A 23,781-nucleotide genomic window follows, 5' to 3' on the forward strand; every position below is an offset into this window, starting at 1 on the left:
ATCATTAATAATGTGTGAAAATAATTTCTTTTATAAAAAAACAGTAACACAAAGTTACTGTTAATTAATTTTTATTTATTTTAATTTAAAAACATATATTTTATCAATTCTTGTTGCTTTACCAGCTTTGCTTCCAAGAGAATTAGTAACTTTTTTCTTTTGAATTATTGAATCTTCATAAGTTTCTTCTAATCTTAATGGAATTTCAATTTTAATACTATCCCACATAATATCAAAATAATTACATACTTTTCTATTATTTGCATCACCAACTACTAAAATAACTGAAGTATCTTTATTACATATTTTTGAAATTTGTAATAAATACTCTTTCATAAAAATTTTATACGTTTCTAAATCATGTCTATCATCTAACTTAATGTTTTTATTATCTTTATTAGTATCAAATCCTAATATTCACATCTTAAGTCAATTTTGTCTTGTATAATTAATTAAATTTAAATATATCAGTTTTTAATTATTAAAAATACTAAAAACAGTATTTTCTGTTAAATATTGTATTTTTTCTAAATTAACATCATATTTTAAATTTTTTATACCACTTGGAATTTCTTGAAATTGCGGTATAAAATGGGAGTCGTATATTTTTATATTTAACATAGTTTTTTCTAAATCAATACAAGGGCCTTTTTTAAACTCACTTATTCCAAATTTAAAAAATAAAGTATCTACTTTACAAGCAAATTCATAATCATTAAATATCTCTTTTAATTGTAATGAAAAATCATATAAAGATAGTCCTTTATCTCTTTTACTTAAAATTACTGATGATATAACTTTTTTAGTTTCTTGCGTAGAAAATATTTGTTCATGATTAAAACTATGAATTCTAGAACTATTTGTAGTTGATTTAACCTCTAAAATTAAATTATATCTAAATTCAAAATCAAATAAATTATTAAAATTTGAATGTCAAAATTCAATAATTGATATATTAAATTTAATTTTAAAAAAATACATAGTTAATAATTCACCAAATATTCCATTTGCTTTTTTTTCATCATAAAAAATATTAGTGTGTTCAAATAATTGTCATATTTTATTTACTTCATCAACAATATTTTCTTTTATATCAGAATAATAATTAATTAAATTTAAAATAAATAATTGAAAAGTATTTAATAACTCTTTATCTTCGGAAAGTAACTCTATTATAAGTGAATTAAAAATAGTTTTTTTCTTCAAAATTTACTTCAACTTTTTTATTAAAATAAATTTTTATATTTTTATTAACTAGAATTTTAGTAGTAATATTTTTTTCATTAATATTAAAAATAACCATAATTTTTCCGTTATTTGTACCCAAAAATATATTTTCTTTAATCTTAATAACTTTTTTTAAATTATTATTAAGTTTTTCAGTAATTTTTTTAAATTCAGTAATTTTATTCGGTGTTAACATAATGCATTACTCCTCTTCCGGTATGTATAAAGCATAAAAAATAGCATTTTTTTCAAGAATAGTATTATTCTTCATTATATCAAACATATGTATTTCTAATAAAATATGTTTTTCGTTATTTGGATATTTAGTTAAATATCTATCACCTTTATAATTTCCACTTTTACCAGCAAAAATACTTACATATCCATTTTCATATTGTTTTCTTTTAAAATTATTTATATCATTTGGTCTCATAAATATCACTTTTAAAGGATAACTATTCTTATCTTTTAATTCTTCTCAATCTTCATACTTAATTTTACATTTATCTAATATTTTAGTTGAAATATTTTCAAAATCTAGTTCAAATTCTTTTATACTATTAAAAGTAATTTCTTTATGAATTATATTTAATCCATATTTTTGTGGAATTGCTTTATTTAATAATTCAAAATATAATTTTTCTTCAGATTCATTATTTTTAATAATGGCATTTTGCGCACATCATGCAACCAAAGAAGTTTGTTCTATTTTTGCTGCTCCTTTTCTCGTAGGTCTAATATCCTTATCCAATTTAATTGCTCTAATTTTTCATTCTTTTAAACAATCATCACTCTTTTCTCATTCTTTTAATTCAAATCATAATGCTTCTTCTGCAATTAAAATTTTTTTAAAATCTTCATCAATTGAATTTTTACAAAATATCCTTATATATTGTAAAAATTTTTCTCTATATCCAAACCATCTTGCGCTTTGCAAAGCTGTATCTGCATTTGTAGTATTTTTTGCTCTTCTAGTTATAAAAGTTACTAAAAGATTAGGAAACGTTATTCCTCTTTCTACCAAATCAGCTCCTATATATAATATTAGGATTTAATGGTTTTGAAGAGGTATTACGATTAGTTTTGTTTGTTGAATTTTTAATTTGAGTTTCTGTTTGATTAACTCTTGAATTTATAACCTCTAATATTTCATTATCCTTTACATTATTAATATCTAATTCTCTATCAAAATATTCTTTAAAACCTAAATTAATAAATTCTAAATAAGATTTATAGCGAAAATTTAAAAAATTTTTATTTTCTGACTTTAATTTTAAATTTTCTTTATATATTTTTAATTTTTTATTAATATTTTCAAAAATTCTATTTTGCTGATTATTTTGTCTTTCTGAATGAACGAGCATTTCAGAAATATCTTCTTCATCATCAAATAATATCTGTTTTAAAGCAGAAGCTACAAAAAAAGTTGATAATGCCTTTTCAAATGATTCTGTTTCTGTAGAATCAACATCTTTTTCATCTAACTTTTAAGTTTCATGTTCATGTAACTTTCTTATATACTTACTACTACTTTCTTCACCATGAAATAAATCTAAACCGGTATAACCTTTCCCTGGATTTATTGTAACTATAAAAGAAGGAGATAAGTCATTAAATTTACTAATTAATAAATTAGCATATGGAGTTGCTGTTATGGAAATATAAGAATGATATATTAATAGTTCTTTTAATTTAATTATTTGCTTATACAAAGTTGTAGGTTCAATTTTTTTAGTATTATAATTAGAATTTAAACTATATTGATCACCTTCATCATCTATAATCATTATCTTTTGATTTTGTAAATAACTACTTTTATTAAAAATTTTATATAATTTTTCTAAATGAGTTTTATTTTTTAAACATGTTATTATTAATTTTTTATTTGTATTATTTTTCATTCATTCTTCCAACTGATTTGAAGGATAAGTTATAGAGGTTATAACTCTACATTTATTTTTATTACTTACATCACTCTCAAAAACTTCTTTTATTCTATCTTCATTTTGAAGTAATAAATCTTTATCTTTACCCCCAATAACAACTCCCAAATTATAATTATTATCAAATGCAAGTGATAATAGTCCTAAAAAATTAGAAGTTTTTCCAGATTGAACCTTTCCTACTACTACTCCTGTTTTTGAATTTGGAATTCCTAAATTATCAATGCATTTTGAAAGTATATTGATTGAATTATTTAAAATAGAATTTATGCCATCCATATCTTTTATTTTGGAATAATATATTTCTTTAAATTTTTTTACATATTCACCAGAAATATTAATTTCTTTAATATCTTCATTAATAAAATCAAATGTTCCTAAATTATTTTCCATTATCCTATTTCCTTTAATTAATTAAGTTATTGATTTATACATTTTTTAAGTATAAATTCATTATTTCAAAAATTTGAACTGGGTCTATTTGTTTATAATGATTTATATACTTTGACTGTATTATTGAAGCAGCTAATGCAATAATAAACCGTTTTAACAATAATAAAAAATCTTCTTCTCCAACATAAGGTTTAAAAAATGGATGTTCTAAATATATTTTAATATTATAAATATTATTTTTTTCATTTTGAACAATATCTATTCAATTTTCTGTTTGATTAATAGATATATCATGTTTAAAATTAATATTAATACTCTTACCATTTTCACTCTTTAAAGTAATTAAATTATCTAAAATTCTATTTTTATCTTCATAGTTTGTTTTTATATCAACCTTAGTTAAGATATCATTTTCATTTAAAGAATTAATATTCTTAAAATTTTCAAATTCTACTTTATTATTAGAAATATTTAACATATTAAAAATTTGTTTATCTGTTCTGGTTACTTTTTGAACATTTAAATTTTGCATACTAACATTATTAAAGGATTTTTCTTTCACACGATACTCTTTAGCGGTTTTTCTATAGTGACTTGATATTTTTTTTATTTTATTTATAAAGGCATCTTCTAAACCATCATTTCAATCAAATGCATCTTTTGTTTCACTAACCGGCCAATTATCTAAATTAATTTCATCAAATAACCTTCTATAAGTAAAACTGCCAGTATCACCAAAAATATCTTTTGGTCTATAACTAGTATCTCGACCGCCAATAATAACTCTTCCTCTTCTAATTAAAGAGAAACCAGATTCTTGTCTACTAAATTTATCACTAATAGCAATAAAACCAGAAAGATTATATTTTATGTTATTAAAATTAATTTCCTCATTAAATTCTTTATAAAACCGTTCTTCTAAATCCGTCACATTATTCTTAATTACTAAAACTTTTGGTAATTCATATGTTAATGATTCTATATCTTCAAAGTTTTTAAAATTATTTTTACCATCAGTATAAATCAAAACATTATCCTTATCATAGTATGACGTTACAAATTTGATTTCAATATTTTTATAATTTAAATCTCTTCTGTATATACTTGAAATTTGTTCCTTTATTTTATTTTCTTGTCTTGTTGTAACAATAAATTTATTTAACTTTCTAATAGTCAACATAGTATAATGAGTGCTTTTATCAACATGTTTTTTAATAATTTCTGCATAATTTTCATTTACTAATTTTTCCACATTTAAAATTGCAGAATATTCACTCTTATTACTATACATTGTACTTACTAATTCTTATTCTTTACCAAATCAACATGCAGCTGTTTTTAAACCCATACCGAATTCATTTCTACCATTTCTATTTTGTGGTGGTTTATTTATTTGCAATGCTCTTTTAAAATTTTCCAAATCCATACCATAAGCATTATCAATAATTTTTAAATAATGATTTTCTTTATTTTTATTATCTTTATGATACAAAATTATGACTTTTAACTTATAATCTTTTTCAACTTGTTTTAAAATATTTTCTTTTTCAAAATAACTTGCTGTCGAATTATCAACAAATTCAGCAATTGCATGCCAGAGTGTATAAGATAATCTTGAATAGGTAGAGTAAATACTAGTTGTTGGTCTTATATCAACTGGTAATTTATCATTAAATTTAAACATAATTACTTAAATAACTCCTTTATAATTTTATATAACTTTTTCAATTAATATTCTATACTTATTAATGATTTCTTTTATAATATCTACATTTATTGAATTTCCTATTCTTTTAAAAGGTTCATTTTCTGAAAAATTTTCAGGAAATATAAAATTATTATAATCAAAACTTTGTAAAAGCAAAGCTTCTTTTATACTTATAAATCTATAATTATTAATTTTTTTATCTCAAATTATTGGTTTACAATTCGTTTTAACAAGCGCAGGAAAAAAATTTGGTTTCTTTATTCTAATGCCTGAATGCCTAAATTGAATAATACATTCTTTAATATCAAGACCACTGCCTCCAATATTCCACTCAAACTTTTGATAAATTTTCTTTATTTTTAATATATCCTTATTCTTATGTCATCATAAATCAATATTGTTTTTATGTTCAAAATAAAATTTTTGATTTTTAACATAAAATTCATATTTTCACTTTGAAAATGAATTAATTTCTGAATTTGAAATTTTAGTTTCAATTTCAAAAAAATCTAATCATATAGGAAATCTCAACGTTTTAAACTTTATCTTAGTTAAATTACAAAATTCTTGCCAAATATCTAATATTTTTGTATCTAATTCAGAAATTATATTCATAGTTCTTTCTTTTAAATCTAAATTAACATTTTCTATATAGTTTAATGCATTATCCCCAAAAAACTTGCTATGTTTTAATTTTAATAAATCAAATGATAAATTATTTAACAATTTTTTAAAATTTTCATTAGAAGTTTTATAAGAGCTAAATTGTAAAGGTAAGTGCAACTAAATTATTTTTCTATCCAAATATTCGATTGGTGAAAGATAATTTAGTATTTTTCTTGGTCTTTGGTTTAAAGACAATATAAATTTATGAACTTCATTTTTATTAGTTTTTGAAAAAATAAATTTTTTAGGAAATTTTTCTCTAATTAAACCATTAGTATTTTCATTAGTACCTCTTTGTCAAGGTGAATATGGATTGGCAAAATAAATTTTTATATCTAAATTTTTTTCAAGTTGTTGTCAATTTGAAAATTCTTTGCCACGATCAAAAGTAATAGTTTTAACAATGTTTTTAGGAAGAATTGATAAATAATAACTAACATTTTTATTAATAACTTTAGTAGTTCTGTTTTTAACTAATATTGCTAAAGTAAATCGTGATACTCTTTCAACTAAAGTTATTAAACATGATTTGCTTTTACCTCGTGATGATACTATAGTATCTCCTTCTCAATGACCAAGTGTTATACGATCATTAACATTTATATCTCGTTCTTTAATTGATTTACCATTAAACTTGCCACGATTTTCTTTAGATTTTCGTTTTTTACCTTTTCTTCTTAAATTTTTACTAGTAACTTTATCAAGCATTCCAAAATAAATTCAAGTATAAATTGTTTTAAAACTAATAACTCACTCTTTATGAAAATTTTTAATTCTGCCATAAATTTGTTCAGGTGATCAACCTAATAGTAATTTTTGTTGTACATATTTTACTAAATTCTTATTTTTAAACTTATGAAAACTAATATGTGATTGTTTTCGATTTTCAGCTTTATTTTGTGCAATTAATGAAAAATAATGATTATTATCTTTATTTCTATTAATTTCTCGAATAATAGTACTAATACTTCGATTAAGATTTTTAGCTATTTCACTAATTTTAAATTTAAATTTCAATTGATTCTCAATATAAATCCTTTCATCTATGCCAAGATGTTTATAACTCATATAAAAACTCCTTACTTTTTTCTAAACTAAATTTAGCATTATGAAATTTTTATATGAGAATTTTTTGCAATTTTATTTACTTGCACTTACAAGTATAACTCAGCAGAATCATGAAATGCCATTAAAAATAATCTCTGTCTATTTTGAGGTATTCCTATATTTAATGGATTTAATATTAGTTCTTTATCTTTTTCATCAAAAAAAATATATCCCAAATCCTTTAAGGATTTTTTCATAGTAGTTCATGTATCACTATTATTATGTTTAGCTAAATATGCCACATTTTCTAAAAGAACTATTTTTATTTCATTATTATAATGATTTTGATTATATTTTTTAATTATTTCTATAATTTTTTTAAATAATTTTCCTTCTTTATGCTTAAGGCCTGTTTGAGAGCCCGCTTTTGAAAAGGGTTGACATGGAAAACCAGCACATAAAAAATTATAACTAATATCCTTATTTGTAAGTTTTTCTATTACTTGTTCACTTTCAATATCATTTAAAAAAATTGATTCATTTTCTGAATTATTAAAAAAATTATGTTTATATGAATTTCTGCATGTTTATTATTATCAACTGCTGCTACACATTGACTATCTTTAAACAAATCCTTTATAGAAATATGAAATGCACCAATGCCAGAAAATAAATCTATAAATTTTATAGTTTTCATAATTTCCACCTACTAAGAATTTTATATTGTTTTAAATAATATAACAAATTAATAATTGTAATTATTTTAACAAAAAAACTCTATAAAGTTACTCTTTAAATAATATTAAAATATTATTTAAAATACTGACTACGAATAATACTAAATATTTTACAATCACTAACTTTACCATCTTTAATAAAATTACTACGGGAAATTCCTTCAAACTTCATACCAACACTTTCCATCGTTTTCGCTGAAGCAATGTTCTCTTTAACACAACTGCCTTCAATTCTAATACTATCAGTATTTTCAAATCCGTACTTAATAGCAGTTAACAATGCCTCTTTGGCATAACCTTTACCCCATTCTTTTGGATTAAAAGCATAACCTATTTCCAAACATTTAGTGTGAGCAAAATATCTAATAAAGCCACAAGTACCAATCATCGTATTAGTTTTATCATCTTTTAATTGCACTGCTCACATTAAAGAACTTAATTGTTTATATTCTTGTAATAAAGAATTAATAAAACCAATACTATCATTAATACTTTTATGAGCTTTTCACGGTACATATTTTGTCATATTTTTATTTTTCGCATAATTAAATAATTCTTGTGCATCATTTAAAGTAATAGGACGTAGTTTTAAACGTTGACTTTCTAAAACTGGGATGGCAGGTAAACGATCAATATCATTCATAATTTTCTCCTTTAAATATTTTTAAACATATTTATTATATATTTTCATAATTTTTTCAACACTTGGCAATAGTTTATTAACCTGACTAACACTATAAGTAACTTCCATATTTCTAACAACACCATGTGATACAAAAAAAGTATTTAAATAATATGTACCATAATAATATTTAATTACTTTTAAACTTCCACCAACTGTTAAGCCTGTAGCAACAAAACGGACATTTTCATCTTTTACTAAATCTTTAGCAAAATAATATTTATTATATGATAATTTATATTTTTTAATAGCAATATCTTCAATATTAACACGAATCTTAGTATCTTTATCAGTAGATCATATTGTTTGATAGGAAATTAACTTAGTTTTAATATTGCCACCAGCACTTAATGCTAATGCTGCCATTAATGCCCCTTCAGGAGCACCACCAATACCATAAAGAAAATCTGCTTCCTTGTTAATAACATCAATAGCAGCAAGCACATCACCATCACCAATTAAACGAACAATAATACCTAAATCATGCAACTCTTCAATTATTTTTTGATGTCTTGGTTTATCTAAAATAATACCAATTAAGTCATTATGTTTTTTCATTTTTTGCATAGTTTTAATATTAGTAATAAAATCATCTTCATTGTTAATAGCATCTTGTAAATCGGGTCCAACAAATAATTTTTCCATATACATTTCTGGTAACTTTAAAATAGTATTGGGTGTTGCTGCTGCTAAACAAGCAATACTACCAGCAATATTATAAGCAGCAGGATAAGTACCTTCTACTGGATCAACTGCTAAATCATAAGTTAAAGTTTTTCCTTTTCCTAGTTCTTGATTAACAAATAACATTGGGGCTTGATCTAACTCACCTTCACCAACGATAATACGACATTTAATAGGGACATTATCTAACATAATTGTCATTGCTTCAACAGCAGCAAAGTCAACAGCGTTCTTATCTTTACGACCAATAAATTTATAAGCAGCAATTGTTGCCATTTCTACTGCTCTAATTAAATACATATCCTTATTCATATTTTTCTCCATAATAAATGTTCATTGTTAATTATATGATAATTTTTAACAAAAAACTTAATTATTAAATCTCTTTTTTATTACTTTTAAATATTAACGTTATTGATACTTAGTTTTACAAAAAATTTATGCATAAAATTTTGAATTTAAAAAACACTCCCTAAAAAATATGAAAAACTTTAATAATTTCCAAAAGTTATTTCATGAAAAATTATTTTAAAGTTTTATAATTTAAAATAAAGATTTTGACAGATTAAATAGATTAAATAGATTAAATCTAGTAAGAAAATAAAAAAGAATTAAGTATTTAGTAATACTAATTTTAACTAGTATATTAAGTACTAATATGATTATAAACAGCAATATATTTTAAAAAATTAATCAACATTAAACTCATTGCAAACTAAATAATAACTTGATAGCTATCAATTTAACATTTACAAATATTATTTATAAAACTTAATAAAATTTCACTTTGAATGTCCATCTTTCTTGACAACGCTATTTCAAGTTTTCTTAAATTGATAATCTAATAACAAAAGAGAACTAATTCAATCATATTTTTATTTTAAAATAATAAAATTTAAAAATTGTTTTATTTTGAAAGTAAATAAAAATTATTTACTTTCAAAGGAGAGCAAAAATTATGAAATATTTTAATCCAAATTATTGATTTAAATTATGAATATTAATCGGACCATTTTTTAACAATAAAGTGCAATGTACTAATACTATGTCAATTGATAATGAAATAGATTCTAACAATACATTTGACATAACATCAATAAAAAATTTAATATACAATCAAATAGAACTAGAAACAAGAACAAAAGGATTAATTTTACTCAATAGAAATAAGAGAGCAAAAGGAAAAAGAGGAGGAAAAGGAAAAACAAATATTAAATTAAAAAATAAAACAATGATTACCAAAAACGATAATAAAGGAAAGATAAAAAAAACAAGGAAAAATTCTAGAAAAATTATAAGAAAAAATAGTAAAGATTCAAATAAAGAGTCAGGGACTTCTGAAACAGACAAAAGAAATATTGAAGAAAAAAGTTTAAAAAAAAGAAAACCAATAATATTTGAAAGAAAAGACAATGATAAAGCAAAAGATTTTGTTCCTACACCAATCACAATTAATGGAAATGATATTTTAAATATTTTAAAATTAACTAAAAAAGAAATTCGAGCATTCAATGCAACAATACAAATTCCATACTTTAGCAAACAACAAATTGAAACATTTACCTCAACACAGATTACCTGATTTACAATAAAGCAAATTCCATTTTTTACAAAAATACAAATTCCATACTTTAGAAAAAAACAAATCAAAGCATTCAATACAACAACACAAATACCAGAATTTAGAAAATGACAAATTAAAGAAATTAGCAAACAACAAACTCCATGATTTACAGAATGACAAATACCAGCATTCACAACAACAAATTCCATGATTTACAGAAAAACAAATTAAAGCATTAATAGAATGACAAATTGAGTCATTTACAGAATGACAAATTTCACACTTTGCACAAAAACAAATCCAAACATTTACATAATGACAAATATCAGCATTCACAGAACAACAAATTAAAGCATTAACAAAAGAACAAATACAATGTTTTACTAAAGAACAAATTCCATGATTTACCGAAAAGCAAATTTCATCATTTACAGAACAACAAATTCCATGATTTACCGAAAAGCAAATTTCATCATTTACACCATTATGATCAGAAATTATTGGGAGCGTGTCGAAGATGTCGATAACTAAAAAGTTTTAAAAATAGCTCCTTTCTTTTTTAAACCCTTAAATTAAAAATAAATGACAAAAGACGAGAATAAAAATCTTGTCTTTTTTTTGTAATTGTAAAATTTTAAAATTTTTAATAAACCTCTTTAACGCTATTATCAACACGTGTTAGGGAACTAAAAAAGTGAACTACAACACAGTTGTTAAAAATAGTAGCTAGAGCATGTGGACTTGCATGGATAAATAATAAGTGGAGTGATACCTAATAAAATATACTAACCATTAAATGGTAATTCTTGGGGTGGGAGCGAATTGGAAACTAGTATATATAGACCTGTTGTAGGGACCTATTGTATTAATTCTATTCTTTATTTAACCAACCTTGCCACTCCCCAGTGAGCAAGTGTTGGTTTTATTTTTTATTTTTTTTTAAAATTTCATAATTTATTTTTGAGCCCAGAATTGCTGGAATTAATAAAACGAATAGTAGTATTATTAATAATCTAAAAATCAAAATATATGTTCTTTATGCTAGAAGCAACAGAACATATTAGGAAAGGATTATTATGCAAATAGAATTTAAAAAAGAACAAATTGTTAAAGATAAACCACAATCTATTCTTATTGATTATGTTGAATATAAATTATCGCTTCCAAAATGAATGATTAAAAATAATTGTTTTATTGTTGATAACAGTTACACATATTGAGTTTTTAATTTAGAAAATATTAAAAGATAATTAAGTGGTAATGAATTAATAAAATTATTAGAACCATATATTAAAGACCAAAAAATAACTGTTAATAAACCAACTGCTCCAAAAGAATATTATCTTAATGATATAAAACTTGAACCATTAAAATTTTATGAACAGCATAATAGTTGATTTATCGGTGAAATAACAGATAACAAAACTAAAATTACTAATCCTTGTTTTAAATATAACATTACGTGAGAAGAAAACAGAAAAGGTTTTAAAATAAATAATCCATATAAACATGATGATTTACCAATTAATTATTTAGTTACTTCTTATAAGGAAATTTCAACTCATAATGAAAAAGTATTTTTGTTGAACATGTAAACAAAATAAATTAGATTATTTATTCTTTAATACTAATGATATAAAAACAAGAAAATATTTTTTAAGAGATAAAAATAGTAAAGCGATTTGTTATGACTGTATTTTAAATATTAGGTTAAGTAGGAGGTATAAATATGGATAAAGAAAAATTAATTTATTATCTTGATAATGAATTTATGGAATTACTTAAAGATGATATTAGTGATGAAATTAAAATTAATATTAGTAATTGAAAACTTAAATTAATAATGAAATTACAAGAAAAAATTCAAAATGGTGAATTTGATTAATTATGCAATATGACTTAATTATTGGAATTGACCCTGCTGGAATTGGTAATAATGGAATCGTTATATATTCAAATGAAACTAATAGTTATTGTTTTAAATAAAACATTTAAAACAATAACTATTTTAGAAAGTAAAGATTTTTATAAAATATATTTTCAAATAACTAAAAACAAATTTATTGATAAAAAAATATTAGTTATTGTAGAAAATTTCTTTTTAACTTCAAAACAATTATTAATTAATCCATTAGCAACACCTAAAATTATTGGTACATTAATGGTATTAGTAGAAGACGTTATGAATTGAGATTTTCAAGAAAGCGAACCAAAAAATAAAACTAAAATAGAAAATTATAAAGGAAATATAAAATTTACAAAACATGAACAAGCTGCATATAAACATATTCAATATTATTTAAGGAATTATAAAAATGAAAGATAAAGCAAATTATGTCAAATTAACAGTAAAACTGAGTAACACTATTGAAGCAAAATATTACGAAAAAGGTAATAAAGAATTATATTATAGTGTTCGTGGTCAATGAAATGGATTAAACTACGTTACTTTAATTTTTAATAACCCAAAACTTTATAGACGCTGTATTTTATTAAACAAAAATGATGAAATTATTGTAACTGGTCAAATCTTTAACACTTTAAACATTCCTAAAAATCGTGCATTTTGTTCAATAAATGTTAAATGATTTAAAAAATGAAAAGAGTAAAAAATGATATTATGAAAATTTTTATTAATAGTACCAATATTAATAACAAGTATAACACTAATAATATTTTTAATATTTATTATTAAAGAATTAAAAAATGAATATAAAGTATTAAAAATATTAAATGAAATTGCTAATCAAATTGAAAATAAGGAGAAATAATATGAAATATGAAGATAAATGTTCTATGTGCAATAAAGTAAAAGAAAACTTTTTATCCAATACCTGTAATAGTTGTTGATTAGAAGCAGTTAATAAATGAAATAGAAGAAGTTGAGGAAATTTAGGAGACTTTGATAATGAATAAAGAAAAATTACTTAAATATATGAAAGATATAATTAAATGAACTAAAAAAATTAATTATACAAACTCTGATTTTGACAAAAATATTTTAAATTTATTAATTGAAAAAATAAAAAAAGGTGAATTTGACTAATGATAATATTACCTACTTTGTTTGAAAATAAAGATGAAATTGAAATATTATCACCATTTCCAAAAGCAATTCATACAAGTAATGATATTAGAGCAATTATTTTAAGACAATACCCAAATGTTAAATCCAAACACATAATTGTTTCGGACCCAGAAAGTAATGTTGCATTAATAGTTGGTGATAATGATGTTTATCAAGGTTGAATTAAAGTAACAATTAAAAAATTAGAAAATTAAAGGAGCATAAACAAATGCATAAGGAAAAAATTAAAATTAGAAATTATGAATTTGAATTAAATTCTTATGTAGTAGATTCCTTATTGGAAGTTATAAGAGAACTGATAAAAACAAACAAAGGAGAATAAATTATGTTAGATGAAATTTTAAAAGTAATTTTTGATAGAACAGATAAACAAGAATTAATTTATATGATAGAAAGATTAATTCTTGTTACTAAAAATCCGTCAGAAACAAAAAAATGACTTATTAAAGAATTTGATAAAAATCATTATGTTTTAGAAAAATTATTGAATATGAACGGAGAAGTTAAATAATGCCAAATGAAAATACACAATCAAATTATACTTTAACTAAATTAATTAGAACTGGAATAAGTCCAATTTGTGCAATGATTGGTACAAGTGCTTATTATGGTCAAGTAATTGCAAATCCAGTATTAGGTTCAATTAATAGTTTATTATTTGGTAAAAAATTAGGTTTAGATATATGAAATTTAAATCAAAGACCAAATACTAAAACTAAATTAATTAATAGTAGTAAAAAAATATTACTAGGTTTAGGAACAATTGGTTTAGCAAATTATAGTAAATCAACAGAAAATAATATTAATCCTATTATTCCAACAACACCAACTCCAATAACTACTACAACTACAACAGAAGGTCCTCCATGATTACTATTAAATAAACAAGAAAATCAGTCATTAATGGATTGAGATACATATATTAGTTTAAATGCTTATGGTATTTCAAATCTTATTAGTGGATTAACTGAATTAATACCTAATAAATTTGAAACAATAAGAAAGATTTGTAATATGGCTACTGGTGGTTGTTTAATATCAAGTGGTGTTGCTATGGGTATTAATAATGATTTTAATAATGCTTATGCAGTTCCAACTATTGTTGCTGGTGCTTCTGAAATTATTCATAATTTATTACCTATGGAAATTACACATCATAATGAAGAAATGCAAGAAACATCATTTCATGATGAAACTGCAAGATTAATTAATGACAATAGATTTACTATTAATAGTGAAACAACTAGTCAATATGGTAGTGATAATATAAGCGAAGTACCATTAAATAATGATAATGCTTCATTAAATTGAGATTATAATCACATGAGTTTATAAAGGAGGTGAATAATTTATGAATAAAGAAAAAATAATTGAATATTATAATCAGGAAATAAAAACATATAAAGAAAGAATAGAAGAATTCAATAAAGAAATATCTGTATTAGTAGAAATTATAAGTAATTCACAATCAATGATTGAAAGAATTAATGCTGGTCAATTTGATGAATAATTAAAAATAAACAATTGAAAGGAAAATATTCAGATGAAAGAATTTTTACATGAATTAATAATTATTGGAACAAGTGTTGGAACATTAATTTGTAGAGAAATTATTGTTTTATTAAAAAGATTTATCACAACTCCAAAACATGTTAGAGCAAATAACAAAATTATAAAACATCAAAAAAAATTAGCAAAATTAAATGAAAAAATTAATAAAGAAAATAAATAATAAAGGGTGATGTAAATGTTAGAAAATGAAGATAATGTTCAACAAACAACTGAACCTTTAACTGAAAATAATGCTCAACAAGAAATAGAAAATAAAGTTAATGAAGCAAAAAATAAGTTAAATAAACTTAATCAAGAAATTAAAGAAAAAGAAATAATTAATATATTTAAAAAATATCAAGTTAAAACTGAATTTTATGATTTTTTAAAATTTAAAACTAATAATTTAGAAAATTCAAAAATTGAAGAAACTATTAAAAAAATTATTAAAGAACAACCAGTATTTAAAGAAATAATTAATACAGGTGGTAAACAACAAACAATAATAACAAATCAACAAAATTCAATAAAAAGTACATTATTGGATTATAAAAAAAATAATAATTTATAACAGAAAGGAAATCAAAAAATGGCAATACAATTCAATAAAAATTTAGATAATACCGAAAAATTAGTAGAAGCACCAGAGTTTATAGAATTTTATAAACAATCAAATTCACCATGAGCAAGTTTTTTTCCTATCGAAATGGTTAATTCAACAAAAATTGAATTTATAGTTAAAAAACCAAAAAATTCAGAAATTAAAGTATTAAAATGAAATGATAAAAGCAAAGGATTAGATGTTAGTTATGCTGAAACTGTTAAAATTTTAAAAGAAATTAAAGAAGAAGCTGTTGCGGGTGAAATAATTGCTAATGTTGATTTAAATGCTGAAAATGGACAAAATTTATTAAATATAATGCAATATGAAGTTGCTAATGACTTAGCAGATTATTTAGCAAATAATGATACAAATGTAATTGCAAAATATGCAACTAAAATAGAAATTACTGATAAAACACCATTAGGATATTTAAAATCAATGTTAGATGCTTGAAATACTTTATTTCAACTAAGAAATAGTAATAATTGTCGTTTTTTTATTACTAATAATCTTTATGATACTATTGTTTATTTAGCCAATAATAAAGGTCTAATTACTGATAATCAAATTGCTCAACAATTAAGATTAAATGGAAATGATTTATACATCAAAGGTGTACTATCTCAAATTGTAATGGATGATTATATGACATTTACTGATAATAATGAAACTAAAATTATGTCTTTTGTTTTAGCAACACCAAGAGCAATGAAAAGATATATGTTACAAAATACAGTTGTATATGTTCAAGATATTGCTGATGGTAAAGTTGGAAGAAGATATTTAGTTGGTGGAGAAGTAACTGATGAATCAATACCCTATATAACAGATGAAGAAACAACTTCACGCTGAATGTTATGTGCAATTGTTAATAATGATAAAAATGATTTAAAAACTAAAATTACAAGTTTAACAACTGATATTACTGCAAATGTTAATAACAATAATAGTGAATTAAATACACAAATAAAAGGTACTAATGAACTTAAATCATTAAATCCTAATTTAACAAATCCAACTATTAAATATTTTAGTGATGCACAAGGAAAAACTAATGTAAGTAATCAAAAACAAAAAGCGGGTGACTTATACATAGTTATTTCTTCAAATGTTAATGATTTAAATTATAAAGGTTCAACAAATCCAATTAAAATAACTCTTAAATAAAGGAAATTAATATCATGCCAATCGGTACAACTAGTACAGCAATACTTTTAAACATAAATAAACCAAAACATACTAGAACAAGTAACCAACAAGAAAACAAAAGTTTTTGATGAGAAATTTTAGAAATGATTGGTGCACAAGTTATAGCAGTAGCACTTGCTCCTTTTACTGGTGGATTAAGTGAAAGTTTTGCACTTGGATTAGGTGCAAGTGATTTAGTTGCTAGTATTAGTGCTGTTGGTGTAGAGTTTTTAACTGATTTTACTATTAATCAAGTTTATGATTATTTAAAAGGAAATGTAACAAAATTAAATACTTTCTTTAATATACTTCCTGCATTTGCTGGACTTAATAAAATTAGTCGTGGTTATCGTACAAGTAAATTTATTAAACTAGCACAAAAAACTAAAACATTAGAACAAGTGGGAATTAAAGAAGCAAAAAATTTACAAGAAATTATTAGTCAAGTAAGTGGAAAAGAAATTTTAACAGATAAAATTATTGGTAATAAACGTTATTTAATGAATTATAGTTTTACTCCTAATCGTGAAACAGTATTACGAGATTTAGGTTATGTTGCTGAAAGACAATATAAAAATAATTTTCAAAAATTAGAAGCACAAGAGTTAAAAGATTACTTATTATTACAAAATACATTAATAAAACTAAGTCCACAATTAACTCCTAAATTTAAAATTAAAGATATTGAAAAAGCAAATAACTTTTTAAAAAAATTTAATACTGATTTAAAAGAAGTATTAAAAATGAATCAACATGATTGATTAAATTTAGTTCATACAATACATACAGAAAATAGATATGGAAAAACTTTAATTTTAGATTTACAAAAAATTCGTGCTAATGCTATTAAATTTAATTTTAAAAATAATGTTATTCATCAACTTGTTTTAAAAACAAATCAAACTTTTAAATATTTTGATATTAGATTTTATTTAAAAAAAGGTTTAAATAAATTTTGAAAAGATACACCATATTTTGAAAAAATACGAGAAAGTATATATAAATTACAAGAAAAACTTGAAGAGTTAGAAAAACAAGCATTTGAAAAAATTCAGAAATTAAAAGAAAAAGCAACTGATTTATTTACTAGTGCAGAAAAAAGAGCAATTAAACACGCACAATTAATTCCATTAAATTCACCAGTATTTATGGGTTGTAAAATTCAACCTTTGTCATTAGATAAATGTGCAATTACTATTTATCATCGTAATCCTAAGTATAAACCAATTACAGTTGTTGATAGTATTCTTAAAGCAAAAACTTTTGTTACTCAAATACATCCATTTCATTGATATCGTTGATATAGTGGTTGATACATTGGTTAGGGTGTTAATCGTAATAAATGATTAAAAGCAATAGCATTTGCTCCGCCAGTTATTCAACAAATAATTAGAGATAGTTTTAAAGTATATAGAGAAATATTTAGAACTATTAGAACTTATCATAAAGTAATAAATGTTATTAATAATCCTATTGAAAATATTAACAAATCATTTAAAAATGTTGGTTTAAAGTTTTCAGTTAATACTTTATTTGGTACTGGATTATTACATCATTTGGAAAATTTTGCATATAGTCAAGTTGTAGAAAAAGGTAAGAAAAAATTACAAAAAGAAATTATTCATATATCACATAGAAAAACTAAAACAAAAACTAAAGATTATAAAAAAGCATTTTTTAAGGAATGATAAATTATGATTAATAAACTTTGAACTGGTGTCAGTCTAGAAAATTATAATAACTGATATCCATTAACTGGAAAAATTACAGAAACACCACAGCAATATATACAAACATGACCAAATGTTAATGATTGATTTAAAACTTTTGCTATTCGTGCTCAAAATGATATTAATGCTTATCTTGGTTTTATTTTATCTAAATTTCCTTTTGATAGTTTTAAAGATGAATTAATTAAAGAAACATTAAGAGATATGGTTTATGTAACCGCTGAACATTGAGTATTTAATCGTACACCAATTGAATTTAATGTTGATGCTACTATTCAGTTTAATAATGGTAGTCAATTTAGTGCAAATAGTATTCCTACAATTAATGTTTGAGATTTAGCACCAAGGACAATGAAAATATGGGCAAGACTAACAGAATTAAAACAAATATTATCAAATTATAATGATGATGAAATAGATGTTGAAAAAATTGATTTAAAAGCATTTTATACTAGAAATCAAGTTGATGAATTAATCGAACAACAAAAAGAATTTACATTATCAAAACAAATTAAATTATATGATGATTTAGTTGATGATAATGAAAATGAAATATATAGAGGTCCTGTTAGTAAATTTATTAATAAAGGTTATGTTGCAACTGATTATGATAAAGAAACTGAAACAATGATTTTAGATTGACCTGATGAAATTGGTACATTACCATCCGAAGCATTACAAAATAATCCACAAATTGGTGATTATACACATGCACCAACTTGTGATTTTTCTGCTAAACAACAAAAACGAATTACTACAAATGAAAATAATATTAAATTATTAGAAACTAAAGTTGATAATAATATCAAATCAATAGAAAATAAAATTGAGATTAATAAACAAAATATTGATGATATTAAAAATAACTGATTTAATATTGAAACTAGTCCATTATGAAAAGAGATATCTAATGAACTTTCAACTGATAATTTAAATAAAGAAATATTAGTAACATGAGGTTATATTTATGAGAGTGATATTTATAAATATAAATATACTAGAAAATCTATATTTAAATTAAATGAAGAATATGCAATAAAATCATATACTCTATTAGATACTTTTTATTCAGATAAAACTAATAATATTAGATTATATTTAACTTGCAGTAATTATAAAATTCGCGCTAGTGCTACACCCGGAACATATTATTCAGGATTTATTTCTAAAATATATCAATATCAAGGAACTGGAACACCAACTGAATTTATATCGGAAGAAGGTACTGAACGTGATTATTATACAAAACTAGAAACTAATAATTTATTAGATAAAAAACAAAATAAATTCCTTGCTGGTACTAATATAAATATTGATGAAAATAATAAAATTAGTGCTACTGGTGGTGGAATTGACCCAACTAATTATTATACAAAACCAGAAGTTGATAAAAAATTAGAAGATACAAAAGCATTATTTCCAATTGCTTTTTCTATGAATGCTATTGGTCAAGAAATTCCTAATTTAGAAACTACTGATAAAACTATTGTTGGTGCTATTAATGAGTTAAAAGAAAAAATAAAAGATAAAAAGTTTTCAAATGATTATTTTAAATATAATACTGAAACAAATGAAATTTTACTAAATGATGAAGAAAATTCATTACTTTGTAAGGATTTATTAGAAAATAATGAATATAAATTATTAAAAACTCAAAATAAAAAATTATTACAAGCAATTAATGAAATATTAGAAAAACAACCACAACCAAGTCCAAGTAGTTCAAATTGAAAAGAAGTAGGAACAAGAGAAAAAAATAAATGAGATAATTGACAAATTACTTATGATTTTCAAGAGAATAAACATTATAGAGTTTATTATTCTTGAAGTATATATAATCCAGTTTATACTATTCAAGAATTTATTATAACTGATAAAAAATTGCTGGTGTACAAATACAAACCTTTAATAATAGTGCTAATATAGTAATTTTATCAGTTCAACATGCAAAATTGATTACTATTTATACTGGAAAAGGTAATTTAAAAGGTAATGTATGAAAATTAGAAGAATTACAGGAATAAAATTATGATTTGAAAAATTATAAAAATTATTTTAAGTTTAATTGGAGTTTTATTATCTTCGGCTATTGCAGGTTTAATTATATTTATTATTGTAAAAATTGTATTAAAAATTAATCAAATATTTTAGAAAGGTGGTGAATATTATTTATGCTAAGTCGTTTTTTTAGAAAAGATAGAAGTAATATTAGTGATAATCAAAATGAAAAAGTAAAATTTTTAAGTAATAAAAATAAAAGTACACATGCTTCTATTTTAAGTTATTTTGGTTTTAATGATTTTAATCATGAAACTTATTTTACTGATTTTGTAGCAGAAAATAACGCTAATTTATATAATGCTCCATTAGATATTAATAATGAAACTATTAAACAATATTTAATTCAACAAGAATTTTATAGAAAAAATTGAAATTCTATTTTTAAATTAAGTAAATTAGGAATTAGTGGTTATTTAATTTATATTGCAAATGATAATTTATATTTTCAAGTAGTTGATATCCAACAAAGAGTTTATGATATTACTGGTAAATTAATTCAATGTACTATTTTTTATGATAGTTATCAACAAAATGCACAAACTGTAAGATTATTTGAAGTTTATACGTTAAACAATGAACAAGTAACAATTAATCGTGTAATTTATAGTATTAATGATAATAAAAAACAATTTCCATTAGATTTTAAATCATTCATTAATAACCCTAATTTAGCACAAGAACAAACACTAAATATTAAGTATATACCAATAGCAATTATGCGAAATAAAGCAAATGAATTAGCAGATTGTGATAAAGTAATGGATAAAATTAAAGCATTAGATGTTATTTATGAACAAATTGTTTTAGATACTATTTTAAACTCACCAAAGTTTATTTTTAGTCAAACTTATGGTAATGTTCAATCAACATTAGAAGAAGCAGTAAGAACATTAGTTACTAAAAACTACATATTTAAAAGTGGTGGAGATAATAATGAACAAAACGAAAATATCAATATGACAAATAGTAATTTCAAAGGTAAAAATTTAACTGATATATACGATTGAAATGTTAATGAAATATTTAAACGTTGTGGTATTCATATTCCAAGTCAAAAAAAATCTGTACAACAATCAGTTCCCGAAAGTACAGCAGTAAATATTTCAACTATTAATTATATTGAACAAAAATTATGACAATTTAATATTGATATTCTTAAATTTATTCAAATATTAATACGTTTAGACAAAGATTTATTAAATAGTAAAACCTTTAATATTAATGATGAACAAGAAATTAATAACTTAACAGTTAAATTAAAGTTATTTAATTCTGAAAATAACCAATTAATAGGAGAGAACAATGGAAAACAACAACAAACCACAAACGAAGTTTCCACAGAAACAGAAACAAACTAAACTTAATCAAGCAGAAGTAGAAAATGATTATTTAATTGATAATATTCCTTATGATTTTACTAATATGATGAGTGCTACTAGTGACCCGGATATTAAATAGTAATATGCCCCATCGACGACAAGATTTGATAAATATAATATATATAAATATAATATGCCCCATCGACGACAAGATTTGTTTTTTAACCTTGATATTAAATATTAAATATTAAAAGTTAATTTCTTTTAATATTATTTAATTTTAAAAGGTTATAACATACCACCTTGATTTTCAAATCAAGTTGGTATTTTTTGTTTTAAATATTTGAAATAACAATAATGAAATTATTATATTAATATTAAATTTAATAAAAAACAAAAAATAGGGAGGAAAATAATGCCAAACACATTTAATTTTAACAACATAACAAAAGGTCAACAATTAAAATTTTTTTTAATAATAATAAAACATTAATTTTTAAGACAGAGAATGCTTCGCAAGGTACAAGATTTGTCGTATTTGGTGAAACATTGGAAGGAGAAAAAGTATTAATTCCTGCTTTTACTGCCGCAGAATTGGATACTAAATATACTTATGTTGATGATAAATCACAACGGACTAACAATTTTATCGATTGAAAAAGTGAAACTAAATTTGGAAGAGTCATTTCTCGTTTTCTAGATGTAGAAGAAATTTATTTATTAAATGCTAAAGGTCAGTTAAGAAAATATAATGATACTTTTCATGATACTGTTTGTTTTCAAAGAAGTAATTTTTATGTGTCTAATGAAACCACTTACAATTTTGAAGATTTAAATTTGTTTTCTTTAAAAAAGAAAGTTTCCAATATTTTATTAGAACATAATAGAGGAACATTACCAATGATTGAAAATGTTTCTCTTATTAAACAAGCAGCAGAAAAAATTGGCGTTTCTTCAACAGCGAGTTCTGTTAAATTATTAACAATGGTAGGAAAATTAAAGTTATTTATACAAAAAATTAATCAATTGCATGAAGTAATAAACGTTTCTGCTTATTCGCAAGAGACAAATATTAATGTTGATGATATCACCTCATTAATTTCCCAAACAGAATTATTAAATAATTTAAATAATAAAACTGGCTCAATTTTTACTAAAGAAGAGTTAGCAAAATTTAAAATTAAATTAGAAGATATTAAAATTGGTGACCAAACAAATATTTTTGACATAAAATTTAATTTTATGTATAAAATTGATGATAATAATTGAAGTAAATCTTTTACTTCTGCTACATTCCAAATTGAAACGAAATGAATAACAAAGTTAGAATTATTAGTAAACATTTATGATGGTGTATTTTCAATGCATTTTATTTTAAAACTGTTAAATTTAGAATCAGAAAAAACAACAAATGGTTTTAAGATGTTAGATCAAGAAATTGCAAAATTAGATCAAGAAATTGTAAGTTTTGTTAATTTAATTGCTGAAGATAACAAAGCGGTTGCTGATCTAGTCAATTTACAAAAAAAATGTAGAAAAAAAATGCTTTTTTAAAAACAGAAAATAAATTAAAAAATGCAATTGCAGAA

General features: G+C 22.4%; 37 protein-coding genes. 23 read left to right on the forward strand and 14 right to left on the reverse strand.

Features of this window, described 5'->3' with window-relative positions; genetic code table 4:
* Positions 1 to 75 precede the first annotated feature (75 nt).
* From AACK81_RS00905 to AACK81_RS00970, 14 genes are all read right to left on the reverse strand, one after another.
* Complete coding sequence (locus tag AACK81_RS00905; protein WP_338961788.1) at positions 76 to 423, reverse strand: hypothetical protein; 348 nt, start codon at positions 421 to 423, stop codon at positions 76 to 78.
* A gap of 51 nt (positions 424 to 474) precedes the next feature.
* Positions 475 to 1,206: a PD-(D/E)XK motif protein gene (locus AACK81_RS00910; RefSeq protein WP_338961790.1), complete on the reverse strand. Its 732-nt coding sequence runs from the start codon at positions 1,204 to 1,206 to the stop codon at positions 475 to 477.
* On the reverse strand, positions 1,184 to 1,423 hold the full coding sequence (locus AACK81_RS00915; RefSeq protein ID WP_338961792.1) for a hypothetical protein: 240 nt from the start codon (positions 1,421 to 1,423) through the stop codon (positions 1,184 to 1,186). The genes AACK81_RS00910 and AACK81_RS00915 overlap by 23 nt, the downstream gene beginning before the upstream one ends.
* A gap of 6 nt (positions 1,424 to 1,429) precedes the next feature.
* Positions 1,430 to 2,251 (reverse strand): Z1 domain-containing protein, encoded by an 822-nt coding sequence (locus AACK81_RS00920; protein ID WP_338961793.1) that lies wholly within the window; start codon positions 2,249 to 2,251, stop codon positions 1,430 to 1,432.
* Positions 2,223 to 2,711 (reverse strand): Z1 domain-containing protein, encoded by a 489-nt coding sequence (locus tag AACK81_RS00925; protein ID WP_338963003.1) that lies wholly within the window; start codon positions 2,709 to 2,711, stop codon positions 2,223 to 2,225. Before AACK81_RS00925 ends, AACK81_RS00920 begins: the two co-directional genes overlap by 29 nt.
* A gap of 3 nt (positions 2,712 to 2,714) precedes the next feature.
* Positions 2,715 to 3,563 carry a hypothetical protein gene (locus AACK81_RS00930; RefSeq protein WP_338961795.1) on the reverse strand — a complete coding sequence of 283 codons (849 nt, stop codon included), beginning with the start codon at positions 3,561 to 3,563 and terminating at the stop codon, positions 2,715 to 2,717.
* 34 nt (positions 3,564 to 3,597) lie between these two features.
* Positions 3,598 to 4,854: a hypothetical protein gene (locus AACK81_RS00935; protein WP_338961796.1), complete on the reverse strand. Its 1,257-nt coding sequence runs from the start codon at positions 4,852 to 4,854 to the stop codon at positions 3,598 to 3,600.
* Positions 4,855 to 4,869: 15 nt separating this feature from the next.
* On the reverse strand, positions 4,870 to 5,247 hold the full coding sequence (locus tag AACK81_RS00940) for an ATP-binding protein (RefSeq protein ID WP_338961797.1): 378 nt from the start codon (positions 5,245 to 5,247) through the stop codon (positions 4,870 to 4,872).
* Between the two features lie 27 nt (positions 5,248 to 5,274).
* Positions 5,275 to 5,997 carry a DNA cytosine methyltransferase gene (locus AACK81_RS00945; RefSeq protein WP_338961799.1) on the reverse strand — a complete coding sequence of 241 codons (723 nt, stop codon included), beginning with the start codon at positions 5,995 to 5,997 and terminating at the stop codon, positions 5,275 to 5,277.
* 57 nt (positions 5,998 to 6,054) lie between these two features.
* Positions 6,055 to 7,005 carry an IS30 family transposase gene (locus AACK81_RS00950; RefSeq protein WP_338960236.1) on the reverse strand — a complete coding sequence of 317 codons (951 nt, stop codon included), beginning with the start codon at positions 7,003 to 7,005 and terminating at the stop codon, positions 6,055 to 6,057.
* A gap of 86 nt (positions 7,006 to 7,091) precedes the next feature.
* Positions 7,092 to 7,517: a DNA (cytosine-5-)-methyltransferase gene (gene dcm / locus AACK81_RS00955; protein ID WP_338963005.1), complete on the reverse strand. Its 426-nt coding sequence runs from the start codon at positions 7,515 to 7,517 to the stop codon at positions 7,092 to 7,094.
* Positions 7,508 to 7,681, reverse strand: coding sequence for a DNA cytosine methyltransferase (locus AACK81_RS00960; RefSeq protein ID WP_338961801.1), 174 nt, complete (start codon positions 7,679 to 7,681; stop codon positions 7,508 to 7,510). The genes dcm and AACK81_RS00960 overlap by 10 nt, the downstream gene beginning before the upstream one ends.
* Positions 7,682 to 7,794: 113 nt before the next feature.
* Positions 7,795 to 8,364: a GNAT family protein gene (locus AACK81_RS00965; protein ID WP_338961803.1), complete on the reverse strand. Its 570-nt coding sequence runs from the start codon at positions 8,362 to 8,364 to the stop codon at positions 7,795 to 7,797.
* 21 nt (positions 8,365 to 8,385) lie between these two features.
* Positions 8,386 to 9,399, reverse strand: coding sequence for a fructose-bisphosphatase class II (locus tag AACK81_RS00970; RefSeq protein ID WP_338961805.1), 1,014 nt, complete (start codon positions 9,397 to 9,399; stop codon positions 8,386 to 8,388).
* Positions 9,400 to 10,045: 646 nt separating this feature from the next.
* Between AACK81_RS00970 and AACK81_RS00975 the strand changes: the two genes are divergently transcribed.
* The 23 genes from AACK81_RS00975 to AACK81_RS01085 all read left to right on the forward strand — a co-directional run bounded on the left by AACK81_RS00975 (position 10,046) and on the right by AACK81_RS01085 (position 23,746).
* Complete coding sequence (locus tag AACK81_RS00975) at positions 10,046 to 10,882, forward strand: hypothetical protein (protein ID WP_338961807.1); 837 nt, start codon at positions 10,046 to 10,048, stop codon at positions 10,880 to 10,882.
* 845 nt (positions 10,883 to 11,727) lie between these two features.
* Positions 11,728 to 11,901, forward strand: a complete 174-nt coding sequence (locus tag AACK81_RS00980; protein WP_338961809.1) for a hypothetical protein — start codon at positions 11,728 to 11,730, stop codon at positions 11,899 to 11,901.
* Positions 11,902 to 12,217: 316 nt separating this feature from the next.
* Positions 12,218 to 12,388 (forward strand): hypothetical protein, encoded by a 171-nt coding sequence (locus AACK81_RS00985; protein ID WP_338961236.1) that lies wholly within the window; start codon positions 12,218 to 12,220, stop codon positions 12,386 to 12,388.
* A complete protein-coding gene (locus AACK81_RS00990) occupies positions 12,381 to 12,536 on the forward strand; it encodes a hypothetical protein (RefSeq protein WP_338957292.1) in 156 nt (51 codons plus the stop codon). The genes AACK81_RS00985 and AACK81_RS00990 overlap by 8 nt, the downstream gene beginning before the upstream one ends.
* A gap of 72 nt (positions 12,537 to 12,608) precedes the next feature.
* Positions 12,609 to 12,977, forward strand: coding sequence for a hypothetical protein (locus AACK81_RS00995; RefSeq protein ID WP_338961810.1), 369 nt, complete (start codon positions 12,609 to 12,611; stop codon positions 12,975 to 12,977).
* Entirely contained in the window at positions 12,967 to 13,260 is a 294-nt protein-coding gene (locus AACK81_RS01000; protein ID WP_338961240.1) for a hypothetical protein, read from the forward strand. The genes AACK81_RS00995 and AACK81_RS01000 overlap by 11 nt, the downstream gene beginning before the upstream one ends.
* Before the next feature lie 3 nt (positions 13,261 to 13,263).
* Positions 13,264 to 13,422: a hypothetical protein gene (locus AACK81_RS01005; RefSeq protein ID WP_338961242.1), complete on the forward strand. Its 159-nt coding sequence runs from the start codon at positions 13,264 to 13,266 to the stop codon at positions 13,420 to 13,422.
* 1 nt (position 13,423) lies between these two features.
* Positions 13,424 to 13,567: a hypothetical protein gene (locus tag AACK81_RS01010; RefSeq protein WP_338961243.1), complete on the forward strand. Its 144-nt coding sequence runs from the start codon at positions 13,424 to 13,426 to the stop codon at positions 13,565 to 13,567.
* Positions 13,560 to 13,697, forward strand: a complete 138-nt coding sequence (locus AACK81_RS01015; protein ID WP_338961811.1) for a hypothetical protein — start codon at positions 13,560 to 13,562, stop codon at positions 13,695 to 13,697. The genes AACK81_RS01010 and AACK81_RS01015 overlap by 8 nt, the downstream gene beginning before the upstream one ends.
* A complete protein-coding gene (locus AACK81_RS01020; RefSeq protein WP_174480108.1) occupies positions 13,697 to 13,933 on the forward strand; it encodes a hypothetical protein in 237 nt (78 codons plus the stop codon). The genes AACK81_RS01015 and AACK81_RS01020 overlap by 1 nt, the downstream gene beginning before the upstream one ends.
* A gap of 131 nt (positions 13,934 to 14,064) precedes the next feature.
* The gene (locus AACK81_RS01025; RefSeq protein WP_338961813.1) at positions 14,065 to 14,250 is read left to right on the forward strand and encodes a hypothetical protein; all 186 of its coding nucleotides are present in this window, start codon (positions 14,065 to 14,067) and stop codon (positions 14,248 to 14,250) included.
* Entirely contained in the window at positions 14,250 to 15,074 is an 825-nt protein-coding gene (locus AACK81_RS01030; RefSeq protein WP_338961814.1) for a hypothetical protein, read from the forward strand. The genes AACK81_RS01025 and AACK81_RS01030 overlap by 1 nt, the downstream gene beginning before the upstream one ends.
* 16 nt (positions 15,075 to 15,090) lie before the next feature.
* Positions 15,091 to 15,249, forward strand: coding sequence for a hypothetical protein (locus tag AACK81_RS01035; protein ID WP_338961250.1), 159 nt, complete (start codon positions 15,091 to 15,093; stop codon positions 15,247 to 15,249).
* Between the two features lie 33 nt (positions 15,250 to 15,282).
* Complete coding sequence (locus AACK81_RS01040) at positions 15,283 to 15,471, forward strand: hypothetical protein (RefSeq protein WP_174480113.1); 189 nt, start codon at positions 15,283 to 15,285, stop codon at positions 15,469 to 15,471.
* 15 nt (positions 15,472 to 15,486) lie between these two features.
* Complete coding sequence (locus tag AACK81_RS01045) at positions 15,487 to 15,861, forward strand: hypothetical protein (RefSeq protein WP_338961252.1); 375 nt, start codon at positions 15,487 to 15,489, stop codon at positions 15,859 to 15,861.
* 18 nt (positions 15,862 to 15,879) lie between these two features.
* Positions 15,880 to 17,061 (forward strand): hypothetical protein, encoded by a 1,182-nt coding sequence (locus tag AACK81_RS01050; protein ID WP_338961816.1) that lies wholly within the window; start codon positions 15,880 to 15,882, stop codon positions 17,059 to 17,061.
* Between the two features lie 14 nt (positions 17,062 to 17,075).
* Entirely contained in the window at positions 17,076 to 18,407 is a 1,332-nt protein-coding gene (locus AACK81_RS01055; protein ID WP_338961817.1) for a hypothetical protein, read from the forward strand.
* Positions 18,408 to 18,638: 231 nt separating this feature from the next.
* Positions 18,639 to 18,773: a hypothetical protein gene (locus AACK81_RS01060; protein WP_338961818.1), complete on the forward strand. Its 135-nt coding sequence runs from the start codon at positions 18,639 to 18,641 to the stop codon at positions 18,771 to 18,773.
* Between the two features lie 3 nt (positions 18,774 to 18,776).
* Complete coding sequence (locus AACK81_RS01065; RefSeq protein WP_338961820.1) at positions 18,777 to 20,738, forward strand: hypothetical protein; 1,962 nt, start codon at positions 18,777 to 18,779, stop codon at positions 20,736 to 20,738.
* 102 nt (positions 20,739 to 20,840) lie between these two features.
* Positions 20,841 to 20,963 carry a hypothetical protein gene (locus AACK81_RS01070; protein WP_338961822.1) on the forward strand — a complete coding sequence of 41 codons (123 nt, stop codon included), beginning with the start codon at positions 20,841 to 20,843 and terminating at the stop codon, positions 20,961 to 20,963.
* Positions 20,964 to 20,983: 20 nt separating this feature from the next.
* Positions 20,984 to 22,231, forward strand: coding sequence for a hypothetical protein (locus tag AACK81_RS01075; protein WP_338961823.1), 1,248 nt, complete (start codon positions 20,984 to 20,986; stop codon positions 22,229 to 22,231).
* Positions 22,176 to 22,331, forward strand: a complete 156-nt coding sequence (locus tag AACK81_RS01080) for a hypothetical protein (RefSeq protein ID WP_338961825.1) — start codon at positions 22,176 to 22,178, stop codon at positions 22,329 to 22,331. The genes AACK81_RS01075 and AACK81_RS01080 overlap by 56 nt, the downstream gene beginning before the upstream one ends.
* Positions 22,332 to 22,741: 410 nt before the next feature.
* Positions 22,742 to 23,746, forward strand: coding sequence for a hypothetical protein (locus AACK81_RS01085; RefSeq protein ID WP_338961827.1), 1,005 nt, complete (start codon positions 22,742 to 22,744; stop codon positions 23,744 to 23,746).
* The last annotated feature ends 35 nt before the right edge of the window (positions 23,747 to 23,781 follow it).

It is taken from the genome of Spiroplasma endosymbiont of Lasioglossum villosulum (assembly GCF_964020195.1).
GTDB lineage: Bacteria > Bacillota_I > Bacilli_A > Mycoplasmatales > VBWQ01 > Spiroplasma_E > Spiroplasma_E ixodetis_A.